At 73.0% G+C, this 23,035-nt stretch carries 15 protein-coding genes and 2 pseudogenes; 6 read left to right on the top strand and 11 right to left on the bottom strand.

Annotated features, from left to right (window positions below):
- Nucleotides 1–49: 49 nt before the first annotated feature.
- Nucleotides 50–409, bottom strand: coding sequence for a DUF779 domain-containing protein (locus ABZ923_RS21010; RefSeq protein ID WP_361473835.1), 360 nt, complete (start codon nt 407–409; stop codon nt 50–52).
- Between the two features lie 342 nt (nt 410–751).
- On the opposite strand from ABZ923_RS21010, the gene ABZ923_RS21005 reads away from it, so the two are divergent.
- A complete protein-coding gene (locus ABZ923_RS21005) occupies nt 752–2,353 on the top strand; it encodes a TROVE domain-containing protein (protein ID WP_361473832.1) in 1,602 nt (533 codons plus the stop codon).
- 161 nt (nt 2,354–2,514) lie between these two features.
- Here ABZ923_RS21005 and ABZ923_RS21000 read toward each other — a convergent pair whose 3' ends face one another.
- From ABZ923_RS21000 to ABZ923_RS20985, 4 genes and pseudogenes are all read right to left on the bottom strand, one after another.
- Entirely contained in the window at nt 2,515–3,153 is a 639-nt protein-coding gene (locus ABZ923_RS21000) for a DedA family protein (RefSeq protein ID WP_361473830.1), read from the bottom strand.
- Nucleotides 3,154–3,385: 232 nt separating this feature from the next.
- Nucleotides 3,386–3,964 (bottom strand): annotated as a pseudogene (locus tag ABZ923_RS20995) (X2-like carbohydrate binding domain-containing protein); the annotation flags it as partial.
- A 308-nt stretch (nt 3,965–4,272) separates the two neighbouring features.
- The gene (locus ABZ923_RS20990) at nt 4,273–5,784 is read right to left on the bottom strand and encodes a glycoside hydrolase family 43 protein (RefSeq protein WP_361473827.1); all 1,512 of its coding nucleotides are present in this window, start codon (nt 5,782–5,784) and stop codon (nt 4,273–4,275) included.
- Nucleotides 5,785–5,959: 175 nt separating this feature from the next.
- On the bottom strand, nt 5,960–6,544 hold the full coding sequence (locus ABZ923_RS20985; protein ID WP_361473824.1) for an SUKH-4 family immunity protein: 585 nt from the start codon (nt 6,542–6,544) through the stop codon (nt 5,960–5,962).
- A gap of 384 nt (nt 6,545–6,928) precedes the next feature.
- Between ABZ923_RS20985 and ABZ923_RS20980 the strand changes: the two are divergent.
- The 5 genes and pseudogenes from ABZ923_RS20980 to ABZ923_RS20960 form a co-directional block, all read left to right on the top strand.
- Nucleotides 6,929–7,417: pseudogene (locus tag ABZ923_RS20980) on the top strand (ATP-binding cassette domain-containing protein); the annotation flags it as partial.
- 81 nt (nt 7,418–7,498) lie between these two features.
- Nucleotides 7,499–8,869, top strand: a complete 1,371-nt coding sequence (locus ABZ923_RS20975; RefSeq protein WP_361473914.1) for an ABC transporter permease — start codon at nt 7,499–7,501, stop codon at nt 8,867–8,869.
- A gap of 4 nt (nt 8,870–8,873) precedes the next feature.
- Entirely contained in the window at nt 8,874–11,624 is a 2,751-nt protein-coding gene (locus tag ABZ923_RS20970) for an alkaline phosphatase family protein (protein WP_361473821.1), read from the top strand.
- Nucleotides 11,625–12,416: 792 nt separating this feature from the next.
- Nucleotides 12,417–14,801, top strand: coding sequence for a phosphoketolase family protein (locus ABZ923_RS20965; RefSeq protein WP_361473818.1), 2,385 nt, complete (start codon nt 12,417–12,419; stop codon nt 14,799–14,801).
- Between the two features lie 128 nt (nt 14,802–14,929).
- The gene (locus ABZ923_RS20960; protein ID WP_361473911.1) at nt 14,930–15,040 is read left to right on the top strand and encodes an SHOCT domain-containing protein; all 111 of its coding nucleotides are present in this window, start codon (nt 14,930–14,932) and stop codon (nt 15,038–15,040) included.
- Here the strand turns inward: ABZ923_RS20960 and ABZ923_RS20955 are convergent.
- The 6 genes from ABZ923_RS20955 to ABZ923_RS20930 form a co-directional block, all read right to left on the bottom strand.
- Nucleotides 15,021–16,805, bottom strand: coding sequence for an ABC transporter ATP-binding protein (locus ABZ923_RS20955; protein WP_361473908.1), 1,785 nt, complete (start codon nt 16,803–16,805; stop codon nt 15,021–15,023). The genes ABZ923_RS20960 and ABZ923_RS20955 overlap by 20 nt on opposite strands.
- A 77-nt stretch (nt 16,806–16,882) precedes the next feature.
- A complete protein-coding gene (locus ABZ923_RS20950) occupies nt 16,883–17,320 on the bottom strand; it encodes a lasso peptide biosynthesis B2 protein (protein ID WP_361473815.1) in 438 nt (145 codons plus the stop codon).
- On the bottom strand, nt 17,317–17,571 hold the full coding sequence (locus ABZ923_RS20945) for a lasso peptide biosynthesis PqqD family chaperone (RefSeq protein ID WP_361473813.1): 255 nt from the start codon (nt 17,569–17,571) through the stop codon (nt 17,317–17,319). The genes ABZ923_RS20950 and ABZ923_RS20945 overlap by 4 nt, the downstream gene beginning before the upstream one ends.
- Before the next feature lie 37 nt (nt 17,572–17,608).
- Nucleotides 17,609–19,459 carry a lasso peptide isopeptide bond-forming cyclase gene (locus tag ABZ923_RS20940; protein ID WP_361473810.1) on the bottom strand — a complete coding sequence of 617 codons (1,851 nt, stop codon included), beginning with the start codon at nt 19,457–19,459 and terminating at the stop codon, nt 17,609–17,611.
- Nucleotides 19,460–19,485: 26 nt separating this feature from the next.
- On the bottom strand, nt 19,486–19,596 hold the full coding sequence (locus tag ABZ923_RS20935; RefSeq protein WP_107047813.1) for a keywimysin-related RiPP: 111 nt from the start codon (nt 19,594–19,596) through the stop codon (nt 19,486–19,488).
- Nucleotides 19,597–20,177: 581 nt separating this feature from the next.
- Entirely contained in the window at nt 20,178–23,021 is a 2,844-nt protein-coding gene (locus ABZ923_RS20930; protein ID WP_361473807.1) for a BTAD domain-containing putative transcriptional regulator, read from the bottom strand.
- Nucleotides 23,022–23,035 lie beyond the last annotated feature (14 nt).

The following is a 23,035-nucleotide window of genomic DNA, read 5'->3' as shown; positions in this document are numbered from 1 at the left end:
ATCTGCTCGCAGGGGCAGTGCACCAGGAGTCGGGCGGCCGGGTGGCCGACTAGGCGTCGACGACGCGGGATCGGGTGAGAAAACGCACCCCCTCGGGTGCTTCCAGCGAGAAACCGCTGCCGCGTCCCGGTACGACGTCCACGATCAGCCGGGTGTGACTCCACGCCTGGTACTGGCTGCGCGACATCCAGAACGTGACGGGCTCGGGCACGCCCGCGACGTCCAGCTCGGCCAGCAGCACGTCCGAGCCGCCGGTGCGGAACTCGCCGTCCGGGTAGCACATCGGGGCGCTGCCGTCGCAGCAGCCGCCGGACTGGTGGAACATCAGCGGGCCGTGCTCCGCGCGCAGGCGGCGCACCAGCTGCGCGGCCTGCGCGGTGAGTTCGACGCGCGGGGTCTCCTCTTCCATGGTCACCGTCCTGGACAGCCGGGGCCTCGGGTCCGCTCCAGTCTCACGGACGGTCATGGCCCCGTCCAGAACGCGTCGTTCCTCCCGGCCGAGGGGACCCGCGTTAATCGCTGGTGCGCGGCCCGGGGGTCCTTGTAGGTTGGGGTCGCGACCGCGCCTCCGATGCGCTCGGCTGCGGCTACTTCCTTCTGACAACCAAGTGACGCCGCCGCCCCCTTGATCTCGGCAGGCGCGGCCGTCTTCGCCCCGTCGGGCCTTTCGGCCGGGGGCCGACCCATCCTTTGAATCCGGGGGGATTCACTGCCTCGTCACACCCCACGCGTCTCCAAGATATGGCCCGAGATGCTCGTGGCCCCGCACGTCTCGGCGGCCGCCCGCTCGCTGCAACCGCCACGGCTCCCGCACAGTCCCGCCGCGCCGGGCGTGCGTACCTACGAGGGCGGCCCGGCCTTCGTGCGGGAGCCCCGCGAGGAGCTGTTCCTCCTCGCGGTCGGCAACTTCGTCTCCCAGCGGACCTTTTACGAGAGCGGCGAGGAGCGGGACGACCGGTACGCCCGTCTCGTCGGTGAACTCGCCGTCCAGGACCCGGAGTGGACGGCCGGCCTGCTGCGCTGGCTGCGCACCGAGGGCAACATGCGCACGGCGTCCCTGGTGGGCGCCGCCGCGTACGTGCGGGCCCGGCTCCGGGCCGGGGCGTCCGGAGGGCCGTCCAACCGGTCCGTGATCGACTCGGTGCTCCAGCGCGCCGACGAACCCGGCGAACTGCTCGCATACTGGGTCTCGGCGTACGGCCGCAAGGTGCCGCAGCCCGTGAAACGGGGCATCGCCGACGGCGTACGCCGGCTGTACACGTCCCGGTCCCTGCTCAAGTACGACACCGCGTCCAAGGGCTTCCGCTTCGGCGACGTGCTCAACCTGGTGCACGCCTCGCCCGACCCGGACAAGCCCTGGCAGGGTGCGCTCTTCCGGTACGCGCTGGACCGCCGCCACCACCCGGAGCAGGCGGTCCCGCCGGCCTGCGACCGCCTGCTGACCGCCCACCGGGAGCTGATGGCGTCGGCCCCGGACGAGCGGCGGGCGGTGGTGACCGGTCCCGGCGGCCCCGAGCGGCTGGCCGCGGCGGGCATGACCTGGGAGGCCCTGGCGGGCTGGCTCCACGGACCGATGGACGCCGCCGTGTGGGAAGCGGTGATCCCCACGATGGCGCCGATGGCACTGCTGCGGAACCTGCGCAACTTCGACGAGGCGGGGGTCTCGGACGAGGTCGCGGCCCGGGTCGCCGCACGGCTCTCGGACCCCTCCGAGGTCGCCCGGTCCCGTCAGTTCCCCTTCCGCTACCTGGCCGCCCACCGACACGCGCCGTCGCAGCGCTGGGCAGCGGCACTGGAACGGGCGCTCGGCCACTCCCTGGCCAACGTGCCGTCCCTGCCCGGCCGGACCCTGATCCTGGTGGACCGCTCCGACTCCATGTTCTGGGACACCGTCTCCGAGCGGTCCAAACTGACCCGGGCGGACGCGGCGGCCGTGTTCGGCACCGCACTGGCCCTGCGGGCCGAGCAGGCGGATCTGGTGGAGTTCGGCTGGAACAGCGCGCGGGTGCCGTTCGAGCCGGGCGAGCCGGTGCTGGAGGTGCTGAAACGGTTCCGCAGTCTCGGGGGCACCTACACCTCGAAGGCCGTGCGGACGCATTACCGGCACCACGACCGGGTCCTGATCGTCACCGACGAACAGGCCGCCCCCTACGACCCCGGCGGGCCGGCCGACCCGGTCCCGGCCGACATCCCCGTCTACACGTGGAACCTGGCGGGGTACCGGCCCGCCCACGGCCCCACGGGCCCCCACCGGCACACCTTCGGCGGCCTCACGGACGCCGCGTTCCGGATGGCCGGCCTCATCGAGGCCGGCCGCGAGGCCGCCTGGCCGTGGACCGCCGAGCCGATCTGATCGGTCCGGGCCCCCGGGAGCGCGCACCGGGGTGGGCCGGTGCGGGGTGGGCCGGGCCCTGCTGTGATCACCGGCGGATGCGAGGGTGTCCCCGGCGAGCGTGAGGGCCCGGCGCTCCGGCGCCCCCCGCACACCGGGCCGCCGGGGCGCGGGCGCCCGGTTCAGCGGGGGGAGCCGCGGCGCCTGCGGCGGGCGCGGAGGGCCTCCGGGAGCAGGGGCAGCAGCGACACGACGACCACCAGGGCGACCAGCGGCAGCAGATAGTCGTCGATGTGGGGGACCGAGGCGCCCAGGGTGTAGCCGGCGAGGACCAGCGTCTGCGACCACAGCAACCCACCCACCGTCTGCCAGAGGGTGAAGGTGCCGCTCGGCACGCCCAGGGCGCCGGCCACCGGGTGCAGCACCGAGCGCAGCAGCGGCACGAACCGGCCGATCACCAGCGCCTTGCCGTGGCCGTAGCGCGCCAGCAGCCGCTCGGCCCGCGTCGCCGCGGCCTTCACCCGGCCGCTGGAGGTGCGCGCGAGCAGCGCGCGCCCGCCGTGCCGACCGATCAGGTAGCCCACCTGCCCGCCCGCCACCGCCCCGACGGCCGCGCACAGCAGCACCTGCCACAGCGCCAGCCGCGGGGGCTGGCCGGCGCTGCCCGCACACAGCACCCCGGCCGGGAACAGCAGCGTGTCACCGGGCAGGAAGAAGCCGACGACCAGCAGACCCGACTCGGCGAAGATCACCACCAGCACCCCGAGCGCGCCGAAGGCGGCCAGCACCGAGGCGCTGTCCATCGGGTTGACGGCGATCACCGGCCGAGCCTCCTGGCCTCCTCGGGGACGTCCGCTCCCCAGCATCGCGCGCCCGGCGCGCCGGTGCGCGCCGGTCGCACAGCCCGGCTTCTCCGGCGCCCGGCGCGGGTCAGTGGCCGACACGGAACGTCGCGTCCTGCCGGTCGGTTTGGACGAGGAGGATGCCGGCTCCCGCCGCCGATCGTCGCCGCCCGGGTCGGCGCCGCGGTCGCCCAGGGCGGGAGCCGGCCGGTCAGGACGCCGTGCCGGTCACCGTGCTTGCGGACCTGGTCACGTGGTACGTGACGGTGGCGCCGCTCCAGAAGTGGAAGGTGAGCGTCACCGGCGCGCCGTCGTGCAGCGCGCCCAGGAAGTCCGAGGTGAGGACGATCCTGCCGTTGGGGTAGTCGGGGGAGAAGGCCCGGTTGAACTCCTGGTACGGCGTCCAGTCGGCCTGACCGGCGTTGCTGCCGTCGGCGTACTCGGCCTCCATCGTCGCCAGCGCGTCACCCCGGAACTGCGTGGGCACGGTGAAGGAACCCGTCGTACCGGAGGCGTCCGACAGCACCGGGGTGTCGTACGTGATCACGTTGATCTGCCAGGGCAGCCCGCGCGAGAAACGGGCCTGGATCGTCGCGTCGACCCCGTAGGCGCGGTTGCCGGTCAGCCGGGTGAGCGCGTCGGCCGTGAGGATGAGCTGGTTGCCGGAGAGGGTGTAGTCCCGGCCCGCGACGAGCGGTGTGCTCCCCTGCCACAGGCCCCGGAACGTCGTGCCGTTCGGGTTCAGCGTGAGCGTCTGCGCCGTGATCGGGGCCGACTTGCGCACGAAGACCAGGATCGCGTCCAGGGTGTTGCCCAGGTTCCAGCCGGGCTGCATGGCCGCGACGGCGTCCGTCGCGCCGGCCGGCACCCGTACCGTCGGCCGCGACGGATTCCCGTGGCCGCCGGCCGCCGCGAACGTGCTGCCGGCGGACAGCCCGAGCGTGACGAGCAGCGCCAGCAGAAGGGCCGCCAGACGGCCGGGGCCGCGGCTGCGGCGGAGCGCGGACTGCGCAGTGTCCTTCACGTGTCGTCCCTTTCGGTCGGTCGTGTGGAGGATCGGATCCGGGCCACCCGGCGGCGCGGCGCGTTCCGCCCGGCTCAGTCGGGGAGGGGCGCGTAGTCGAACCAGTCGAAGCGGACGGTGCCTGCCGCGGCGTACATGCCGAGGACGCGGCCGGTGAAGCCGCCGGCGACCTCCGTCGACAGGTAGCGGCCGTCGAGCCCGGCGAGCGCGGTGAACGTGCCGTCCGGCTCCTCGACGCCGAGGGAGACGACGTCGGGTCCGGTACGCGGCCCGTGCGGGAGCGGCGGCTCCGTGACCGTGACGGCGAGGACCAGCGGCCCGGCGGCCACCGGCCGCGTGGCCACGACCGCGCGCAGGTCGCCGACGCGCGCGATGACCCGCACCTGCGTACCCGACGCCTCGATCGCGTAGTGGTGCCGCTCGTCGAGACGTACGGCGAGACCGCCGCGGCCCTCCGCGGCATCGACCAGGGTGCGCGTCCGGCAGGACGGGTGCTGCTGGCGCCGGCCGGTGAAGACGACGTCGGGCTCGTCCAGGGAACCGCCCCGCGCGCGGAGCGTCAGCCAGCCGGGACGCTCCTTGGTGGTGCAGTGCTCGGCGGGGCGGTCCCGCAGCGAGATCCAGTACGGCCGCAGCTCGCCGAGGTCGAAGTCGTCGCGCTGTTCCGCGGCCGGGCCGGGGACGAGCGGCCAGGGGAGCGCGGGCGGGTCCAGGGCGACCTCGCCGACGACCGGCCAGCCGTCCTCCCAGGTCACCGGGGCGAGGAAGGTCTCCCGGCCGAGCACGTGCCAGCCGGGGGTGCCGCCGCGCGGCCGTACCCCGAGCAGCACCATCCACCAGGAGCCGTCGGGAGCCTGGACCAGGTCCGCGTGGCCGGTGTTCTGCACGGGATGGTCGGTGCTGCGGTGGGTGAGGACCGGGTTGGCCGGACACGGCTCGAACGGGCCGCTCGGGGTACGGCCGCGGGCGATCGAGACTCCGTGGCCGCGCTCGGTGCCGCCCTCGGCGATGAGCAGGTACCAGTAGTCGCCGATCCGGTACAGGTGCGGCGCCTCCGGGGCCTTGGCGCCGGGCGTGCCGGACCAGACCTTGTGCGGCGGCCCGTACGTCTCCCCGGTGGACGGGTCGATGCGGACCTGCGCGACTCCGGCGACGGTGCACCAGCAGGTGCCGTCCTCGTCCCAGGCCAGGTCGGGGTCGATGCCGGGCACGCCGGGCAGCCGGACGGGATCCGACCACGGCCCGGCGGGGTCGGTGGCGGTGACGACCAGGTTGCCGCCGCCCTCGTGCACATCGGTGACGATCAGCCAGAAACGTCCGTCGTGGTGGCGCAGGGTCGGGGCGTAGATCCCGGCGGAGGACGGCGTGTCCGCGGCCAGGCTCAACTGGCTCGGCCGGTCCAGGGCGTTGCCGATCTGCGTCCAGTGCACCAGGTCGCGGCTGTGGAAGAGGGGTACGCCCGGGAAGTACTCGAAGCTGGAGCACGCGAGGTAGTAGTCCTCGCCCACGCGGCAGATGCTGGGATCGGGGTGGAAGCCCGGGATCACGGGGTCGGCCGCGCGAGCGGTCCGGTGCGGAAGGGACACCCCTTGCGTCCTTTCGATCATTGTCGAAGCGCTTCACTAGACAGGGGAAGGCAACGGCGCGGTTCCTCCGGCACAAGACCCATGGGCCCTGAGAGACTTTCGCCTGCCCGCGTCATCGACACCGCGTCGGTACGATCACGGCGTCGATGCGCTTCAATAGCGGGTCGTCCCAAGCTCAGTCCAGGCGCTCGAAGATCTCGTCCCAGAACGCGGAGTCGGCGGTATACGCGTCGAGGCCGGTGATGCGTTCCCGCAGAGCGGCGACGGCGGCCGCGCGTACGGCGTCGTCGGGTGACTCCAGGGCGTCGCCCGACTCGGCGATCAGCCCGAGGAGCACGGCCAGCGTGGGAAGGTCGTCGGCGGCCGGCCCCTTCCAGCCGGCCCCGTGGTCCCAGCCGTTGGGGTCGTAGTGGGTGATGCCGCCGTCGGCCGCGTCGAGCATCAGGTGCTGGTCGTACCACGTGGCCACGGTGAAGCAGAAGTTCGTGGGCGGGGAGTCGTCGTCCGGGTAGCGCTCCCCGTAGATCTCGTCGGCGTCGAACGGTTCCAGCCCGTCCTCGTCGCGCACGTGCCTCGTATCGATCCCCACGACGTCGAGGTGAACGGCGGGGAAGCCCACCGTGAGCAGGAACTGCCGCGTCCCGGCGTGGGTCAGCTCGGCCGGCAGGGCAGCCTCGTCCGGCCGCCAGAGCGAGCCTTCGCCCAGCCGCTCCTCCAGCCACACCGCGTCCGGCGGCAGCGGAGTGTCGTCGCTCTGCATCACACAACCCCCATGAGGTCCTCGTCGTTCGGTCGTTGCAGGGCTCATTCAATCTCGGCGCGAGGAGGCGGGTTCCGGCCCGTCCTCGCTCTGCCGATGCCGCAGCCCGTCGCTGCTCGGCGTCACGGCGCCGGTCGTGGAGCGCGTCGGCCGGGTCCCGGTTCTTGGCGGGGGCCGGGAAGTGGGGGAGGTGCGGGCGGTGTTCTGACCCCGCGCTGCCATCCGTACGGCTGGTGACGGTCAGTCAGGGGTGGGCGGTCGGCGCGGGCGGGCGCGCCGGTTGACCTCCGTTTGGGCTTTCGTTCCCTGAGCGTTCAGCCGGCGCGTCCTGTCGGTGTCGTGTGCGCTCCCTAGGGTCCATGAGGCTTTCGAAAGAAGGGGCTCATGGACCCACAGTTCGCGATCCGGGCGCGCGGGATCACCAAGTCCTTCGGCGATGTCGTGGCGCTCGACGGTGTCGACCTGGAGGTGACGCAGGGGCACATCCACGGCCTGGTCGGGCCGAACGGCGCCGGCAAGACGACACTGCTCGGCCTGCTGCTGGGCCTGGCCGTGGCCGACGGCGGCCGTCTGGAGATCCTCGGTACGCCGGTGGGCCGGGCGTTCGAGGGCCCCGGCGGTGTCTCCGGATTCGTGGACGGACCGGGGCTGTACCCCTCGCTCACCGCCCGGCAGAACCTCGCCGCGCTCGCCGCTCTGCGGGGCGACGGCCCGCAGTCGGCGCGGATCGACGACGCGCTCGCGCAAGTCGGGCTCACGGACGTCGCCGACGACCGCACCCGCGGCTTCTCCCTGGGCATGCGCCAACGGCTCGGCCTCGCCGCGGCCCTGCTCACCGAGCCGCGGCTGCTCGTCCTGGACGAGCCGTCGCACGCAGCAGACCGCCGCCCACGCTCAGGAGGCCGGCCCCGCCGACGCGCAGCAGACCGCCGCCCACGCTCAGGAGGCCGGCCGATGACCGCGACCCCGACCGCCGAGGCCGCCCCCGGTCACACCACCGCTCCAGGCCGTGTCTCGGTCGCCCGCGGCTATCGCTTCGAAGTCGTCAAACTCCTCTCGCAGTGGCGGATCCGCCTGCTGGTCCTCGCCTGCTGGATCGCGCCGGCGCTCTTCGTGGCCGGGGTGAGCGAGCAGAGCACGCTGCCCACGGACACCCTCTTCGGCCGCTGGATGCACGCCACCGGGTGGGCCGGGCCGCTGGTGACGCTCGGTTTCGCCGGCACCTGGGCGCTGCCGCTGCTCACCTCCGTCGTCGCCGGTGATGTGTTCGCCTCCGAGGACCGGCTCGGCACCTGGCGTCACCTGCTCGTCGTCGTGCGCTCACCCCGGCGGATCTTCGCGGCGAAGGTACTGGCCGGCCTCACCGTCATCCTGCTGCTCGTGTCCGGGCTGGCCGTCTCCGGCACCGTCGGCGGGCTGCTGGCCGTCGGCGACCAGCCGCTGGTCGGCCTGGACGGCCGGCTGCTCGCGCCGGGGGACGCGGCTGTCGACGTCCTCCTCGCCTGGGTCTGCGTGCTCGCCCCGACCCTGGCTCTGGCCGGCGTCGGGTTCCTCGGGTCGGTCGCACTGGGGCGTTCCCCGATGGGACTGCTGCTGCCCGCGCTCGTCGCGCTGGCGATGCAGCTCGCCCAGACGCTGCCGCTCCCCGTCGCCGTCCGCCTCGCCCTGCCCGGCAACGCCTTCACCGCCTGGAAGGGCCTGTTCACCAGCCCCGCGCAGCTCACCCCGCTGCTGATCGGCGTCGCCGTCAGCCTCCTGTGGGCCGTGACCGCGACAGCGCTGGCCCATGTCCTGTTCCTGCGGCGCGACTTCACCAACCCCACCGACGACGGCTCGGCGCGCCGCGCGCTCACCGCCGGTGCCCTGCCGCTCGCGGGACTGCTCGGCGTGACGGTGGCGGTGGTGGCGGCGACGACCACGGCCACGGGCTCCGGGATCGAGCAGACCGAGGTGGAGCGCTCGCTCGCCACGGAGTTCGCCCACCTGTACCGCATGCAGACCCGGCAGCTCCACCGGCCCGCGGTCACCGAGGCCCGGTTGAAGACCGCGGCGGCCTGCTCCAAGGCGGGCGTCCAGGACGACGCCCGGGGCCCGGGCAACGACTGGCGGTGCGTCGTCTCCTGGCACCTGCCGGGCGTCGCGGCCACCGGGTCGGCCGTGTACCAGCTCGACATCACGGCAGACGGGCGGTTCGTCGCGGACGGCGACGGACCGAAGGAAGTGAACGGCTACTTCCTGGTGCGGACGCCGACAGGCGACGCGCCGAACCCGCTGTGGCAGTTCGACGGCGACGTCGGGCTGCTCTCCACCTCCGCGAAGGGATGAGGCCATGCAGATAACGCGCCGCCGCCGGCCGGCCGGGAAGCGGTACCACGTCCTGCTGGGCAGACGCGTCAGCCGCCGGGCGACCCTGGTCACGGCATGCATCGCCACGGCCGCCCTGGCAGCCGGCACCGCCCTCGCCGACACCCACCGGTTCGGCACCGACCAGGTCGGGCAGGTCACCGCCAGGGGCCGGGTCGTCTCCGCCGACCAGTACATCGCCCCGTACGGCGACCGCCTCGTCCTCGACGACGGCAAGATCATGTCGTCGGCGGTCAGCCCGGACGACGGCCACCTCGCCGCCTCGGTCGCCGACGGCGACGCCGCGCTGGTCGTGGTGGACCTCGCGACCGGGCGGGTGAAGCAGCGCGTCGGCACCTCCGCCGCGGACGACCTGCGTATCGGCAGCGGCGCCGTCGGCCAGGAAGCCCCCGCGTACTCACCCGACGGCAGGCAGCTCTGGCTGGCCCAGACCGACGGCTACACCAAGTTCACGGTGCAGCCCGACGGCACCCTCGCCGACCCGGTGACCGTCCGCATCCCCGCCGACGGCAGCAAGCACGCCCTGGTCGGCGCGGCGGTGTTCTCGGCCGACGGCGCCACCGTGTACGCCGCGGTCAACGGCCAGAACCGGGTGGTCGCCCTCGACGCGGCGACCGGGACCGTCGAGCGCAGCTGGGCGGTGGGCAACGCCCCGCGCGGCATGGCCCGGGTCGGCGACACGCTCTATGTCGGCAACGAAGGCGGCCGGCCCGCGAAGGCCGGCGACTCCACGCTCAACTCCTACGGCACCCAGGTCCCGGCCGACCCGGAGACCGGCGCCACCACCACCGGCACGGTCAGCGTCATCCACCTGGCCGACCCGTCCGCCGCCGTCGGGACCATCGACGTCGGACTGCACCCGACCGCGGTGTACGCGCGGCGCGGCGCGGTGTTCGTCACCAACACCGCCGACAACAACGTGTCGGTCATCGACACCGCCAAGGGCAAGGTCGTCCAGACCATCTCCACCCAGCCCTGGCCCGAGGCGTCGGTCGGCTACGAGCCGGACGCCGTGACCCTCACCGACGACGGCCACCTGCTGGTCACGCTCGGCCGCGCCAACGCCGTCGCCGTCTACCGCTACACCTCCCCGCAGGAGCCGGTCGGTTACGTCGGCCTGCTCCCGACGGACTACTTCCCCGCCGAGATCGCCACCGTCGGTGAGAAGGTCGTCGTCTCCCACACCCGCGGCATCGACGCGCGCCGCCCCGACAGCGCCGGCCACGGCACCCACGACACGACCTCCAGCCTGACGCAGTTCACCCTGCCCGGCGACCGGGTCATCCGCGCCCAGACGGCCAGGGTCTTCCGCCAGAACGGCTGGAGCGCCGGCTCGGTCCTGCTGGCCGAGCGCGGCAGCCGCACCAGGCCGCAGCCGGTCCCGGCGCGGATCGGCGACCCGTCGCCCATCAAGCACGTGTTCCTCGTCGTCAAGGAGAACCGCACCTACGACCAGGTCTTCGGCGACGTCGCCAAGGGCAACGGCGACCCGTCGCTGACGCAGTTCGGCGAGAACGTCACACCGAACCAGCACGCGCTGGCCGAGCAGTTCGGGCTGTACGACAACACGTACGACATCGGCACCAACTCCGCCGAGGGCCACAACTGGCTGATGCAGGCCGACAACCCCGAGTACACCGAGTCCTCGGCCGGCGAGTACAAGCGCAGCTACGACACCGAGGACGACGCCCTCGGCCACCAGAAGACCGGCTTCCTGTGGACGGGCGCGCAGGCGGCCGGCAGGACCGTACGGGACTTCGGCGAGTTCCAGCAGTTCCTGACCAAGCCCGCCGGGGCGAGCTGGCAGAACCTGTACTGCGACGCCAGGAACATGGACGCGACCGGGCAGGGCACCGCCTACCCCCTGGAGTCCTCGTCGCCGATCCCGTCGCTCAACAGCGTGTCGGTGCCCGGCTTCCCGAAGTTCGACACCAGCGTCCCGGACGTCTACCGCTACCAGGTCTGGAAGCAGGACTTCGAGAAGAACGGCCCGGCGAACCTGAACATGTTCTGGCTCTCCAGCGACCACACCGGTGGTCCGGCGAGCCCGGCCGCCCAGGTCGCCGACAACGACCTCGCCACCGGCAGGATCGTCGACGAGATCTCGCACAGCCGGTACTGGAAGGACTCGGCGATCTTCGTCGTGGAGGACGACTCCCAGGCGGGCCTGGACCACGTCGACGGCCACCGTGCCCCGATCCAGATCATCAGCCCCTGGGCCAGGCGCGGTGTCGTGGACGACCACTACTACACGCAGATCACGATGATCCGGACCATCGAGCAGATCCTCGGGATCCACCCGATGAACCAGAAGGACAGCGCGGCCACCCCCATGCGGGGCGTGTTCACCCGGCACCCCGACTACACGCCGTTCACCGCGCTGCCCAACCAGGTCCCGCTGACCGACGGCCTGAAGACCCCGCCCTCCTGCGGGCTCGACACCCCCGCCGCACAGGACCCGAAGGCGGCGGCCGTGCCGGCGGCCGAGGTCCCGGCGGACAAGAAGTCCCTCGCGGCCGAGTGGGACACCTGGAAGGCGAAGCAGCACCTGACCGGATCCCACGCCGTCCCCGACTTCGCCAACCCCGCGCAGCTGAACCACCTCACCTGGTACCAGACGCACAACTGGACGCGGCCCTACCCCGGCGAGAAGAAGATCCACGCACCGAACGACGTGCCCGGCGCCTACCTCCCGTCACCGGAGTCCGACGGCTGACCCGGCAGGCCGTCTCCGCCCGGCAGCGGCAGGGTCGCCGAAGGCGGCCGAGCCCGGCCGGCGCAGGATGCCGGCGGGAGCAGGGGACCCGTGCGGGGGGAGGGCGACGGTCAAGCGGTCCCCCGCCGGGCGGGGCGCCGCCGACCGCCCGGCGGCAGGGGTGTGCCAGCCGGGTGTCCGGCCTCCCGTGCGTGTCATTCCGTGCTTTGACCGTGGAGCCGGACCGCTTGCCGGCGGACACCGGTGTCCTGCCGCCGTACGGGGAGCCGTCCGAGGCCGTCGGCAGTTCCATTCCGGGACCGGTCCTGTGGCACGCGCTCCCCTCAAGCCCGCCGGGCGTGGGGTGACCGTCCGGCGACGGCGGGGTGTTCCCTTCCGCCACCTCGTGGCCCGACGACCGGGGCCGCGGCCGAGCGCCTCCGCACGCGAGCCCGCGCCTGGCGGAGAGCCCGATCGACCCAGGAAGCCGACGCCGACGCGGCGGACTGAGGGCGCACCCGGTCCCGGCGGCGTACCGCCGAGTTGCGAGCCGGAGCGGCCCCGGGGACGCTCGGGGCAAGCGCGGCGGGGGTGCCCCGTCGTGCCACCGCGGCGTGGACGCGGGCCACGGTCCCGCACGCGCCCGACGTGTTCGCGGACGAGCCGGGCCGGCAGGACCGATTCCCCTGCCACGGCAGGAGTGGCCCGAACGGCCCTGTCGGCGACCCCGTGCGCCGCCGGAGGCTGGGATGGGGGTGCAGAGAGCGGCACGTACGGTACCCGGCCACTGTCCCGACACGGAAAGGAACCCCGATGTCCGTCGACACGCAGCAGGCGCCCGCCCCGCTGGAGGAGGACGAGCTGAGGTCGCTGGACGCCCACTGGCGCGCCGCGAACTACCTCGCCGTAGGCCAGATCTACCTCATGGCCAATCCCCTGCTGACCGAACCGCTGCGCCCGGAGCATGTCAAACCGCGGCTGCTGGGCCACTGGGGCACCTCGCCCGGTCTCAACCTGGTGCACACCCACCTCAACCGTGTCGTCAAGGCCCGCGGCCTGGACGCCGTGTGCATCTGGGGGCCCGGCCACGGCGGCCCGGCAGTACTGGCCAACTCCTGGCTGGAGGGCTCGTACGCCGAGACGTACCCGGACGTCACACGGGACGCGGCCGGCATGGCGCGGCTGTTCCGGCAGTTCTCCTTCCCCGGCGGGGTACCGAGCCATGTCGCCCCGGAGACGCCGGGCTCGATCCACGAGGGCGGCGAACTCGGCTACGCGCTCTCCCACGCCTACGGCGCCGCACTGGACAATCCCGGCCTGCTCGTGGCCTGTGTGATCGGCGACGGCGAGGCGGAGACCGGTCCGCTGGCCGCGTCCTGGCACTCCAACAAGTTCCTCGACCCGGTCCACGACGGCGCCGTCCTGCCGATCCTGCACCTCAACGGCTACAAGATCGCCAACCCGAGCGTGCTGTCCCGCCTGCCCGAGCACGAACTCGACGACCTGCTGCGCGGCTACGGGCACGCCCCCCTCCACGTCACCGGCGACGACCCGATGACCGTCCACCGGGCGATGGCCGCCGCGATGGACGACGCACTGCGGCGCATCGCGGCCATCCAGCGCAGCGCCCGCGAGGACGGCGTGCCGGAGCGGCCGCACTGGCCGGTGATCGTGCTGCGCACCCCCAAGGGCTGGACCGGCCCGGCCGAGGTCGACGGCCTGCCCGTGGCAGGCACCTGGCGCTCCCACCAGGTCCCGCTGGCCGCCGTACGGGACAACCCCGAGCACCTGCGGCAGCTGGAGCAGTGGATGCGCTCGTACCGGCCGGAGGAACTGTTCGACGAGCACGGTGCCCCGCGCCCCGACGTGCTCGCCTGCGTCCCCGAAGGCAGGCACCGGCTGGGCGCCAACCCCCACGCCAACGGGGGCCTGCTGCTGCGCGCGCTGCCCCTGCCGCCCCTGGAGAAGTACGCCGTCGAGGTCGACAAGCCCGGCGCCACGTTGCACGAACCCACCCGGGTCCTCGGCGACATGCTCCAGGACGTCATGCACGCCACGCGCGAGCGGCGCGACTTCCGCCTCGTCGGCCCCGACGAGACCGCCTCCAACCGGCTCCAGGCCGTCTACGCGGCCAGCGGCAAGGCCTGGCAGGCCGAGGTGCTCCCCGTGGACGAGCACCTGGAGCGTCACGGCCGGGTCATGGAGATCCTGTCCGAACACACCTGCCAGGGCTGGCTGGAGGGCTACCTCCTCACCGGCCGGCACGGACTGTTCTCCTGCTACGAGGCGTTCGTGCACATCGTCGACTCGATGGTCAACCAGCACATCAAGTGGCTGCGCACCACCCGCCGCCTGCCCTGGCGCGCTCCCATCGCCTCGCTCAACTACCTGCTCACCTCGCACGTGTGGCGCCAGGACCACAACGGCTTCTCCCACCAGGACCCCGGCTTCGTCGACCACATCCTCAACAAGAGCCCCGAGGCGGTACGGGTCTACCTGCCACCGGACGCCAACACGCTGCTGTCGGTGGCCGATCACGCCCTGCGCAGCAGGGACTACGTCAACGTGATCGTGGCCGGCAAGCAACCCTGCTTCGACTGGCTCTCCATGGCGGAGGCGAAGGACCACTGCGCGCGCGGCGCCGGCATCTGGGAATGGGCGGGCACCGAGGACGGCTCCCGCGAACCGGACGTGGTGCTGGCCTGCGCGGGGGACGTCCCGACCCAGGAAGTGCTCGCCGCCGCCCGGCTGCTGCGCCGGCACCTGCCCGAGCTGGCCGTGCGGGTGGTCAACGTCGTCGACATCGCCCGGCTGCTGCCCGGCGAGGAACACCCGCACGGAATGAACGACTTCGAGTACGACGGCCTGTTCACCGCCGACAAGCCGGTGATCTTCGCGTATCACGGTTACCCGTGGCTGATCCACCGCCTGGCCTACCGTCGTGCCGGGCACCACAACCTGCACGTGCGCGGCTACAAGGAGATCGGCACCACGACCACGCCGTTCGACATGGTGGTCCGCAACGACCTCGACCGCTACCGCCTGGTCATGGACGTCATCGACCGCGTCCCGGGGCTCGCGGTCCGCGCGGCGGGCGTACGCCAGCGCATGGCGGACACGAGGCAGCGCCACCACTCCTGGATCCGGGAACACGGCGTGGACCTGCCCGAGGTCGCCGACTGGACGTGGGACGGCTGAGCCGGGTGCCCCTGGAACAGGGCCGTCCGGCCCGTCGCACCCGCGCACTGCGGCGAGCGACCACGGCATGAACGGCTGGGGCTGGTTCGCGATGTCGCTCGGCACCCTCCTGCGGCGACCCCGGGCAGATCCTCGCCGGACGGTACGCACGCGGCGAGATCGACGACGAGGAGTACCACCGGCGTCTCGCCGTCCTGCGTGGTTCACCCACGGACCCGGTCAAGCCGTCGGCCCCGTAGCCGACCGTCCCCGCCGGGCGATCCCGGCCTCCCCGCCCGTCCGGAGCATCTGGCTCGCGGCCAGCTCGCGGTAGAGGTCGTTGCCGACCAGCAACTCCTCGTGGCGTCCGCCGGCAGCCGTGCGGCCGTCCTGCAGCACCACGACGTGGTCGGCGTGCTGCACGGTGGACAGCCGGTGGGCGATGACCAGCAGTGCGCACTCCTGGGCGATGTCCCTCATGACGGTGGTGAGCGCCGCTTCGTTGATCGCGTCGAGGTGGGAGGTGGGCTCGTCCAGGAGGAGCAGCGAGGGACGGGCCAGCAGGGCGCGGGCGAGGGCCACACGCTGACGTTCGCCGCCGGAGAGGGTGCCGCCGCGTTCACCGATGACGGCGGCCAGGCCCCCGGGCAGCCGGTCGACGACCTCTTCGAGCCGGGCCAGTTCGACGACGCGCCGGATCTCCGCCTCCGTGGCGTCGGGCACGGCATAGGCGACGTTGTCGCGCAGGGTGCCGTGGACGACATGGGTGTTCTGGTCGACCACGGCGATACCTCGGCGGCAGGCGTCACGAGAGAGTTCGGTCGCGGGCCGCCCGTCGAAGAGCAGGGTGCCCGCATCCGGCTCGTAGAACCGAGCGATCAGCGCGAACACCGTGCTCTTGCCGGCGCCGGACCGGCCCACCAGGGCCACGTGCCCGCGCTGCGGGACGGCGAACGAGACGCCGCGGAGGACCGGCCGCTCCGGGTCGTAGCCGAAGTGGACGTCCCGCAGGGCGAGAGCGGGCCGTCCGCTGGTGCCGGACCGTCCGGTCGCCCGCGGTGCCGACGGCGGGCCTCCCGGGTTCCGGGGCGCGGTGGGTTCCACCGGGAGCCGGAGGGCCTCGTCGATGCGCTGGTAGGCGCCCATGCCGCGCTGGACGAGGCCGACGGCGCGGAAGACGGAGGACAGCGGCAGGACCAGGTACGAGGCGTACAGGAGGAACGCGACGAGGTCACCGAGGGAGCCGGCACGACCGCCCACGCGCAGGCCGCCGACGACCAGGACGATCAGGAAGGAGCCCTGGACGGCGAGTTCGACGGCGGAACTCATCACGGAGGCGAGCTTCGCGGTACGCACCCCGGCGCCGTAGGCCGCGTCCACGCGGGCGCCGATGCCGGCCGCCTCGCGCTCCTCGGCGCGGTGCACCCGGACCATCGGCAGGGCGCTCAGGGCGCGTTCCAGGTCGGCGGCGACGGCCCCGACCGAGCCCTGCACGCGTTCGGACGCGGCCCTGATGCCCGTGAGCAGCGAGGCGACCACCACCGCCGCGGCCGCCACGGTCGCGGCGACCAGGAGCAGCAGCAGGAGGTCCAGCCACGCCATGAGGGCGATCGCCCCGGCGGCCACCAGGCTTCCCGTCACGAGGTCGACCAGGGCCTGCGAGACCACCTCCCGCAGCAAGGTGGTGTCGGCCGTCACCCGGGAGATGAGATCGCCGCCCCGGTGGCGGTCGTACTCCCTCATCTCCAGCCGCAGCAGCCGGCCCACCAGCCCGTGCCGGAGCTGCCGTACGACGCCTTCACCCATCCGTTCCAGCAGGAAGCGTCCCACCGCGCCCGTCGCCGCCTCGACGACGAACAGCGCGCCCAGGAGCAGCAGCAGCGGCCAGACGACCTGTCCGCGGCCGCTCGCGTCCACGACCTGCTTGGCGACCAGTGGCTGGGCCAGTCCCAGGGCGGACCCGACGAGGGTCAGTACGCCGGCGACGGCGATGGCGCTCCGGTGCCCGGCGGTGAGCCGGTACATCGTGGCCACCGCCGCCAGGGTGGACCTGCCGGCTCCGGCGACCGCGGCCCGGCCGTCGTGCGGGGCCGTCGCGCCGGTCACCGGTCGGTGGGCCGCGGCAGCGGATCGACGGCCACCAGCCGGGCGAAGTAGCCCTGCGGGACGCCCTCGCCGACGGGACGGCCCTCCGCCTCGATCCAGGCGTGCGCGGTGAAGGGCGGCGTGACCCGTACGCCGGTGCACCAGGACGGCCATGTTCCGCCGAGCCGGCACAGCAGTGCCGCTCCCAGGGAGCGCGGCAGGCACCCCTTCGGTCCGGCGCAGCGCAGACTGGCGGCGCACATGGCGTCGCGTGCGTTCTGGGCCTGTGCGGTGGTCGCCGGCGCGGCGCCGCGCCGCAGCACACCGAGCACGGTGCGGAGGTGGCGGGGCGGCAGCAGGGCCAAGGCGATGGCCGGGAGCAGGACGAGGCGGGCGGTCAGGCGTCGGGCCAGGGGCACACCCGTGGGCCGCTCCAGCGCACTGGGCGTCGTCATGAGACGAGCCCCGAGTCGCGCAGCTCCCGTACGAGCGTCTCGACGTCCCGCAGGGCCTGGGCCTGGTCGATGTCGAACTCCCGGACCAGGGCGGCGGCCGCCTCCGTCTCCTCGCCGCCGTCCAGCAGCGTCCGTACCACCAAGGTGGCCGTCGGGTTCAACTCCCAGTACGCGCCAGCCTGTTCGTCCAGCAGCACGGTGCCGTAGTCGGTCTCGGCCGCGGAGACGTTGCCGCCGAAGCGCAGGGGCATGTGAGCGCCTTTCTGTCGTGTGCGAAAGAGAATGCGGTCAGGGCTGCGGGACCCGGGTGCGGCCGCGGGCGAGCCCGCGCAGCCACACCTCCGCGGCGATCGTGGAGTAGAGGATGGCGTCGGAGAGCCCCGGGGAGGCGGGCCGCCGGGCGAGGCGGCGCAGCTCGGCGTCGTCCACCAGGCCCAGCTCCGCCAGCCGTGAGTCCTCCCACAGGGCCAGCAGGTCGGCGCGGTGTTCACGCAGTCCGTTGGACGCGTCCATGGAGGCCGCGGCCTTGTTGCTGCGTCGCAGGCACTCCTCGGGCACGATCCCGCGCATCGCGGCGCTCAGGACGGGCTTGTACCGCCAGGGCGTGACGCGCTCGCCCGGACGTACGGCGAGACACGCCTCGATGACGCGGTCGTCGAGGAAGGGGGAGGCCATCGGCAGGCCGGCGCGGGCCGCCATCCGGTCCCACTGCCGGATGACGCGGCCGCACGAGCGGATCTGCTCCAGGTCGGTGTGGAGCCCGCGGTCCGGGTGCAGCGGGGAGGCCGTCGCCGCGGCGTCGAGCAGTGCCCGGCGGACCATCCGCTCGGCCTCGGGAGTCACCCAGCCGAACAGGCGCGGGGCCATGCCCCAGCCCAGACCCGTCGCGACGGACGGGGGCAGCGTGCCGCGCAGGTCGTCGGCGGCGTCGGCGAGCCACGTCCGGTACGGCCGGACGTCGGCGAGCGCGCGGAGCGTGCCGCCGAGCGGCCATTGCCACAGCGCCCGGAACCCGCGCAACTGGCGCACGGCGAACAGCGGACGGGTGCGCAGCAGCCGGTGGTAGTACGCCTCGGAGCACCAGGCCACGTGGTCGCCGCCGATGCCGGTCAGGTGCAGCCTGCTGCCGCGCGCGGCGAGGCCGGGCAGATGGTGCAGGACCCGGGAGCGGTCCATGACGCCGATGGTGGGTTCGTCGAGAAGGTCGTCGATGCCGAGCAGGTCCTCGTAGACCAGGGGGGAGGCGTCGGCGTCCCACACCACGTGCTCGACGTCCGGCAAGTGCCCCATCGCCCGCAGCGCCCAGGACAGGTCGGTGTCCGCCGGATCCCGTCCCGGCCACGTACTGGCCACCACACGGGCCGCGGAGCGGTCGGCCAGGAAGCAGACGGAGGTGGAGTCCAGACCACCGGACAGGTCGCAGCTCACCACGCCGCCCTGGCGGGTGCGCGCGCCGACGGCCTCCTCCAGTGCCGTCCGGATCAGGGGCGCCGCCGCGGCGAGCGGCCGGACCGGCTCCGGCGGTGTCCACCACCGGGTGTGTCGTACGGTCCGCGCGTCCGCGGCGACGACCAGGGCGTCCTGTGGGGGAACGGCGGTGACCGCACGCCACATCGGAGCCTCGAACAGCGGGTAGGGGGCGGGCCACAGCAGCCTCACGGCCAGTTCCTCCACGTCCGGGTCCAGCCCCAGGGCGGTGGCGAGCGTGTCGGCGCGGGTCGCGGCCACCCGCACGCCGTCGATCTCCGCGTGGAAGACGAGTCGCAGTCCGGAGGCGGTGCCCTGCACCCTGATCCGTCCGTCGAGGGCGCCGACGAGGTGGAAACTGCCGGGAAGGGAGCGGGCCAGTGCGTCGAGCTCCGCGAGATCACGCAACCGGGCGGCCCGGCGCCGCAGTTCCCCGGCGTCGATCGGGCAGCAGCCGACGACGGCGAGGGCGGCGCCGCCGACGCCCGCCGTGACGACCTCGTCGTCGTGCCAGTGGCCGACCAGCCAGGGCCGGCCCGAAGGGTGCGCGAGGGTCCGGCTTCCGGGGCGGGCGAAGGAGCGGGCCACGGCGGCCGCGTCCGCACGGTCCGTGAAGACCGCGAAGTGCGCGTCGCCGGGGCCCGTCCCCGCACTTTCGTGCAGTTCAGTCATGACGTCGGGTCAAGGACCGTCGGTCGTCAGTTCTTGCTCAGGATCAGCCGGTCGTTGCCGGAGCGCTGAAGGAGCCCCGTCTCCTTCCGGAAGGTGCCGAGCCGGACGAGCGTCGGTGCCTCGTATGCCTTCTTCATGACCACTCCTCACGTGAAGGTTCGCGTCGCCCCCTTGACCGGCGGCCCACGGGACCGGCCCATGGGCTGTCGGTCGGCACCGGGCTCATCGGGAGCCCGGGCCGGGAAGCGGACGCAGCAATAGCTAGCTGCAGCACGTGGGATCAGGGCAAGAGCCCTCGCAAAGCTCGTATGATATGCAAAATCCGCATCATCCGAACGGTGCGTCCGCTCCCGTTGTGGCACCGGCGACGGGGCGATGCTGTGCGGCGCGGCTGTACACCCGCTCGAATGAACGTTTCGACGTGCGGCCCGGCAACTGCTCGCCGCACCTGCCGGGACGCGTCCGACGACGGCCACGGACGGGCGCCGCCGGGGCGCGCATCATCCCCTCGACGTGCTCCCCGGCGCCTCCGGGTCTTGATGAGTGGTACGTGGTGCTAGCGAGTGGGCTTTCGGTATCCGAGAACCTCCTTGCGCGTGCTGTTGTCGTCCAGCACGAAGGTCCCCGGGCGTCAGTCACCTGGATACGTCTCGGCGGGGCTGCGGGGCTCGAAGTGCAGGGTGTCAGCCGGCGACCAGCGGCAGGCTGGGTGACAGCGTCATGCTGAGTGCATCTTGGCCGTGATCCGGTCGATGTCGGCGTCGTAGTTGCCCAGCTCCCTGAGAATCTTCACCGACTGCCGCCAGTAGTCGCGGGCCGCTTCCTCGTCGCCCATGGCGCGGTGGACGTCGCCGAGGTGGTCCAGGTTCTCGAAGAGGTTGAACCTGTGGCCGTTCTCCTTGTTCAGCGCGAGGCTGGAGTGGTAGCACACGATCGCCTCTTCGTGATCGCCCAGGTGCTGGTACGCGAAGCCCAGGCTGTCCCAGGTGTTGGCCTCGCCGCGGCGGTCCCCGAGTTTCTGCTGGATGGCAAGGGCCTCCCGGCAGTGGGCCGCCGCCGACTCGTACTCGCTCAGCTGGGCGTAGTCCCAGCCGACTGCGTTGAGCGCCCTGGCCTGGCCGGCGAGGTAGCCGGCCGCCTGGAACAGCTCCAGGGCGAGAAGATCATGGTGGAGGGCTTCCCGTTGATCACCGAACCGGTCGCAGATCCAGCCGAGTACGAGATGGGTCTGGGCCTCGCCCGTGTGGTCCTCCAGGGCGTGGTAGAGCTCCAGAGCACGCGCGAGGTGATCGTCCGCCTCCTCGTGCTGGCCGATCTCGTTGTAGGCGCAGCCGAGTTCACGATGGGCATGTGCCTGCTCCGAGGGATCGTCCAGGGCGGTCGCGGCCTCGAGGGCGGCCGTCTGGGTCGCGATCACGTCGTGCCATTTGGCCTTCCGGCCGTGATACGTACTCAGAGCCCAGGCCAGTTGGCATGTGTGGCGGTGCAGCCCGGCTCGGCGGGTCTGCTCGACCGTGGCCGCGAGCACGGCGTGCTCGGTCTCGAACCACTGCAGTGCCTCCCGGTCGTCTGCGGGCTGCACGGGCGCCGCACCAGGGGCCGTCGCCGTCAGGGTGATCGGATCACGGTGCGGCCAGAGCAGTCGGTCGCAGGCGTGAGCCGTGTGCAGGGAATGGTCGACGCCGCGCAGGAGGGCCTGCGGCGTTTCGGGGTCTTCGGCGGACAGCTCGACGGCGTACTCGCGCAGCAGATCGTGGAGTGTGTAGCGGCCCGGAGCGTGTTCCGACACCAGGTGGGCACGGGCGAGTTCCACGAGCAGCGACCGTGTCTCGCGCGGACCGAGGCCCGCCACGGCGGCAGCGGCGGGGACGGCGATATCCGGTCCCGGGTGCGTCCCGAGCAGCCGGAAGAGCCGGCGCGGGCCGGTGTCGAGTGCCGCGTACGACCAGGAGAACACGGCGCGCAGGTCAGCCGACCGGTCGCCCCCGTCGAAGGCGTCGAGGCTCTCCCAGGCGGCGTCCAGCTCGGAGGCGAGAGCCTGGAGCGGGAACGAGGGGTTGGCCGCGGCGCGTGCGGCCAGGATGCTGATCGCCAGCGGCAGGCCGGCGCAGCGTTCCAGGATCCGGGTGGCGGCCCGGGGTTCGGCGCCGACGCGCTCGGATCCGAGGTGGCGGCTGAACAACCGCCGGGCCTCGTCGGGCGCGAGGGCGTCCAACGCGAGCGGCCGTGCGCCGTGCGCACATGTCAGCCCCGTGAGCTGCCGGCGACTGGTCACGACGACCGTGCAGGACGAGCCGCCAGGCAGGAGGGGCAGTACCTGGTCGGTGTCGTGGGCGTTGTCGAGCAGGATCAGCATCCTGCGGCCGGCGGTCAGGGTGCGGTAGAGACCGGCCTGCGCGTCGGTACCGGCCGGGACCGCGCCGGGGGCTGTGCCGAGCGCTTCGAGGAAGGCGCGGAGCACCTCGTCGGGGGGCGTGGGGCGACCGGTGGCGTCGAACCCCCGGAGGTTGGTGTAGAGATGCCCGTCGGGAAACCTGTCCACGTTGTCGTGGGCCCACCGCAGGGCCAGGCAGGTCTTGCCGACGCCTCCCGTGCCGGTGATCGCCGCGATGCCGACGGTGGTTTCCGCCTCGCCGTCGCGGTCCACCAACCGGTCCAGCAAGCCGATTTCACGGGTTCTGCCGACGAAGGCCGGTGGCGGAGCCGGCAGTTGCTGCGCCACCGGCACGGGCGGCGGTACGGGCCCGGGCGACGGGTCGGGGAGGGACTGCGGCGCGGCCGTGTCCGGTGCGTGCGCGGACGCGGGGGCGGCCGGCGACACGGCGAGGGACGGGGAGGACCGCAGGATCTCCTGGTGGAGGTTTTGCAGGGACGGGTGCGGACTGGTCCCGAGCTCCTCGGCAAGCCTGTCGTGGATGTCTCGGTAGACGGCAAGTGCGCTGGACGGGCGGCCACTTCGGTACAGGGCGAGCATGTACTGGCCGGCGAGGCGCTCGTCCAGCGGGTGCTCGGCCGTCAGCGCGAGGAGACCGGCGATCAGTTCGGCGTGGCGCCCCCGGCTCAGCTGGATGTCGTTGCGGTCGAGCTGGGCGGTGACCCGCTCCTGGGCCAGGACGTCGCGCAGATCGCTGAGCCACGGGGTGTCGAGGGTGCCGAAGGCCGGTCCCCGCCACAGTCCGAGCGCGTCGTCGAACAGGACCGCAGCGGCGGCCTCGTCGGTGGCGGCGCGCGCCCGCGCGATCAGGTCACGGAAACGGTGCAGATCCACGGCGCCCGGATCCACGGTCAGCAGGTAGCCGCCCGCCTGTCGGTCGAGGCGCACGTCCTCGGCGTCGCCGAGGACACGGCGTAATCGGGAGAGGTAGCTGTACAGGCTGCTACGGGGCTCGCGCGGAGGGCTGTGTCCCCAGACCCGGTAGGTGAGTTCGTCGACCGGTACGTGGTGGTTGGCCTCGACGACCAGAACCGCGAGGACGCACCGCTGGCGGGCGGGACCGAGGTCGACCGGTCTGCCGGCGACGCGTGCCTCGACGGAGCCGAGCACGCCCAACTCAGTGTCCATCCGTTTCTCCTCCC

Source organism: Streptomyces sp. NPDC046881 (assembly GCF_040645015.1).
In the GTDB taxonomy this organism is placed as follows: domain Bacteria; phylum Actinomycetota; class Actinomycetes; order Streptomycetales; family Streptomycetaceae; genus Streptomyces.
This window is presented reverse-complemented; position numbering and strand designations above follow the sequence as displayed.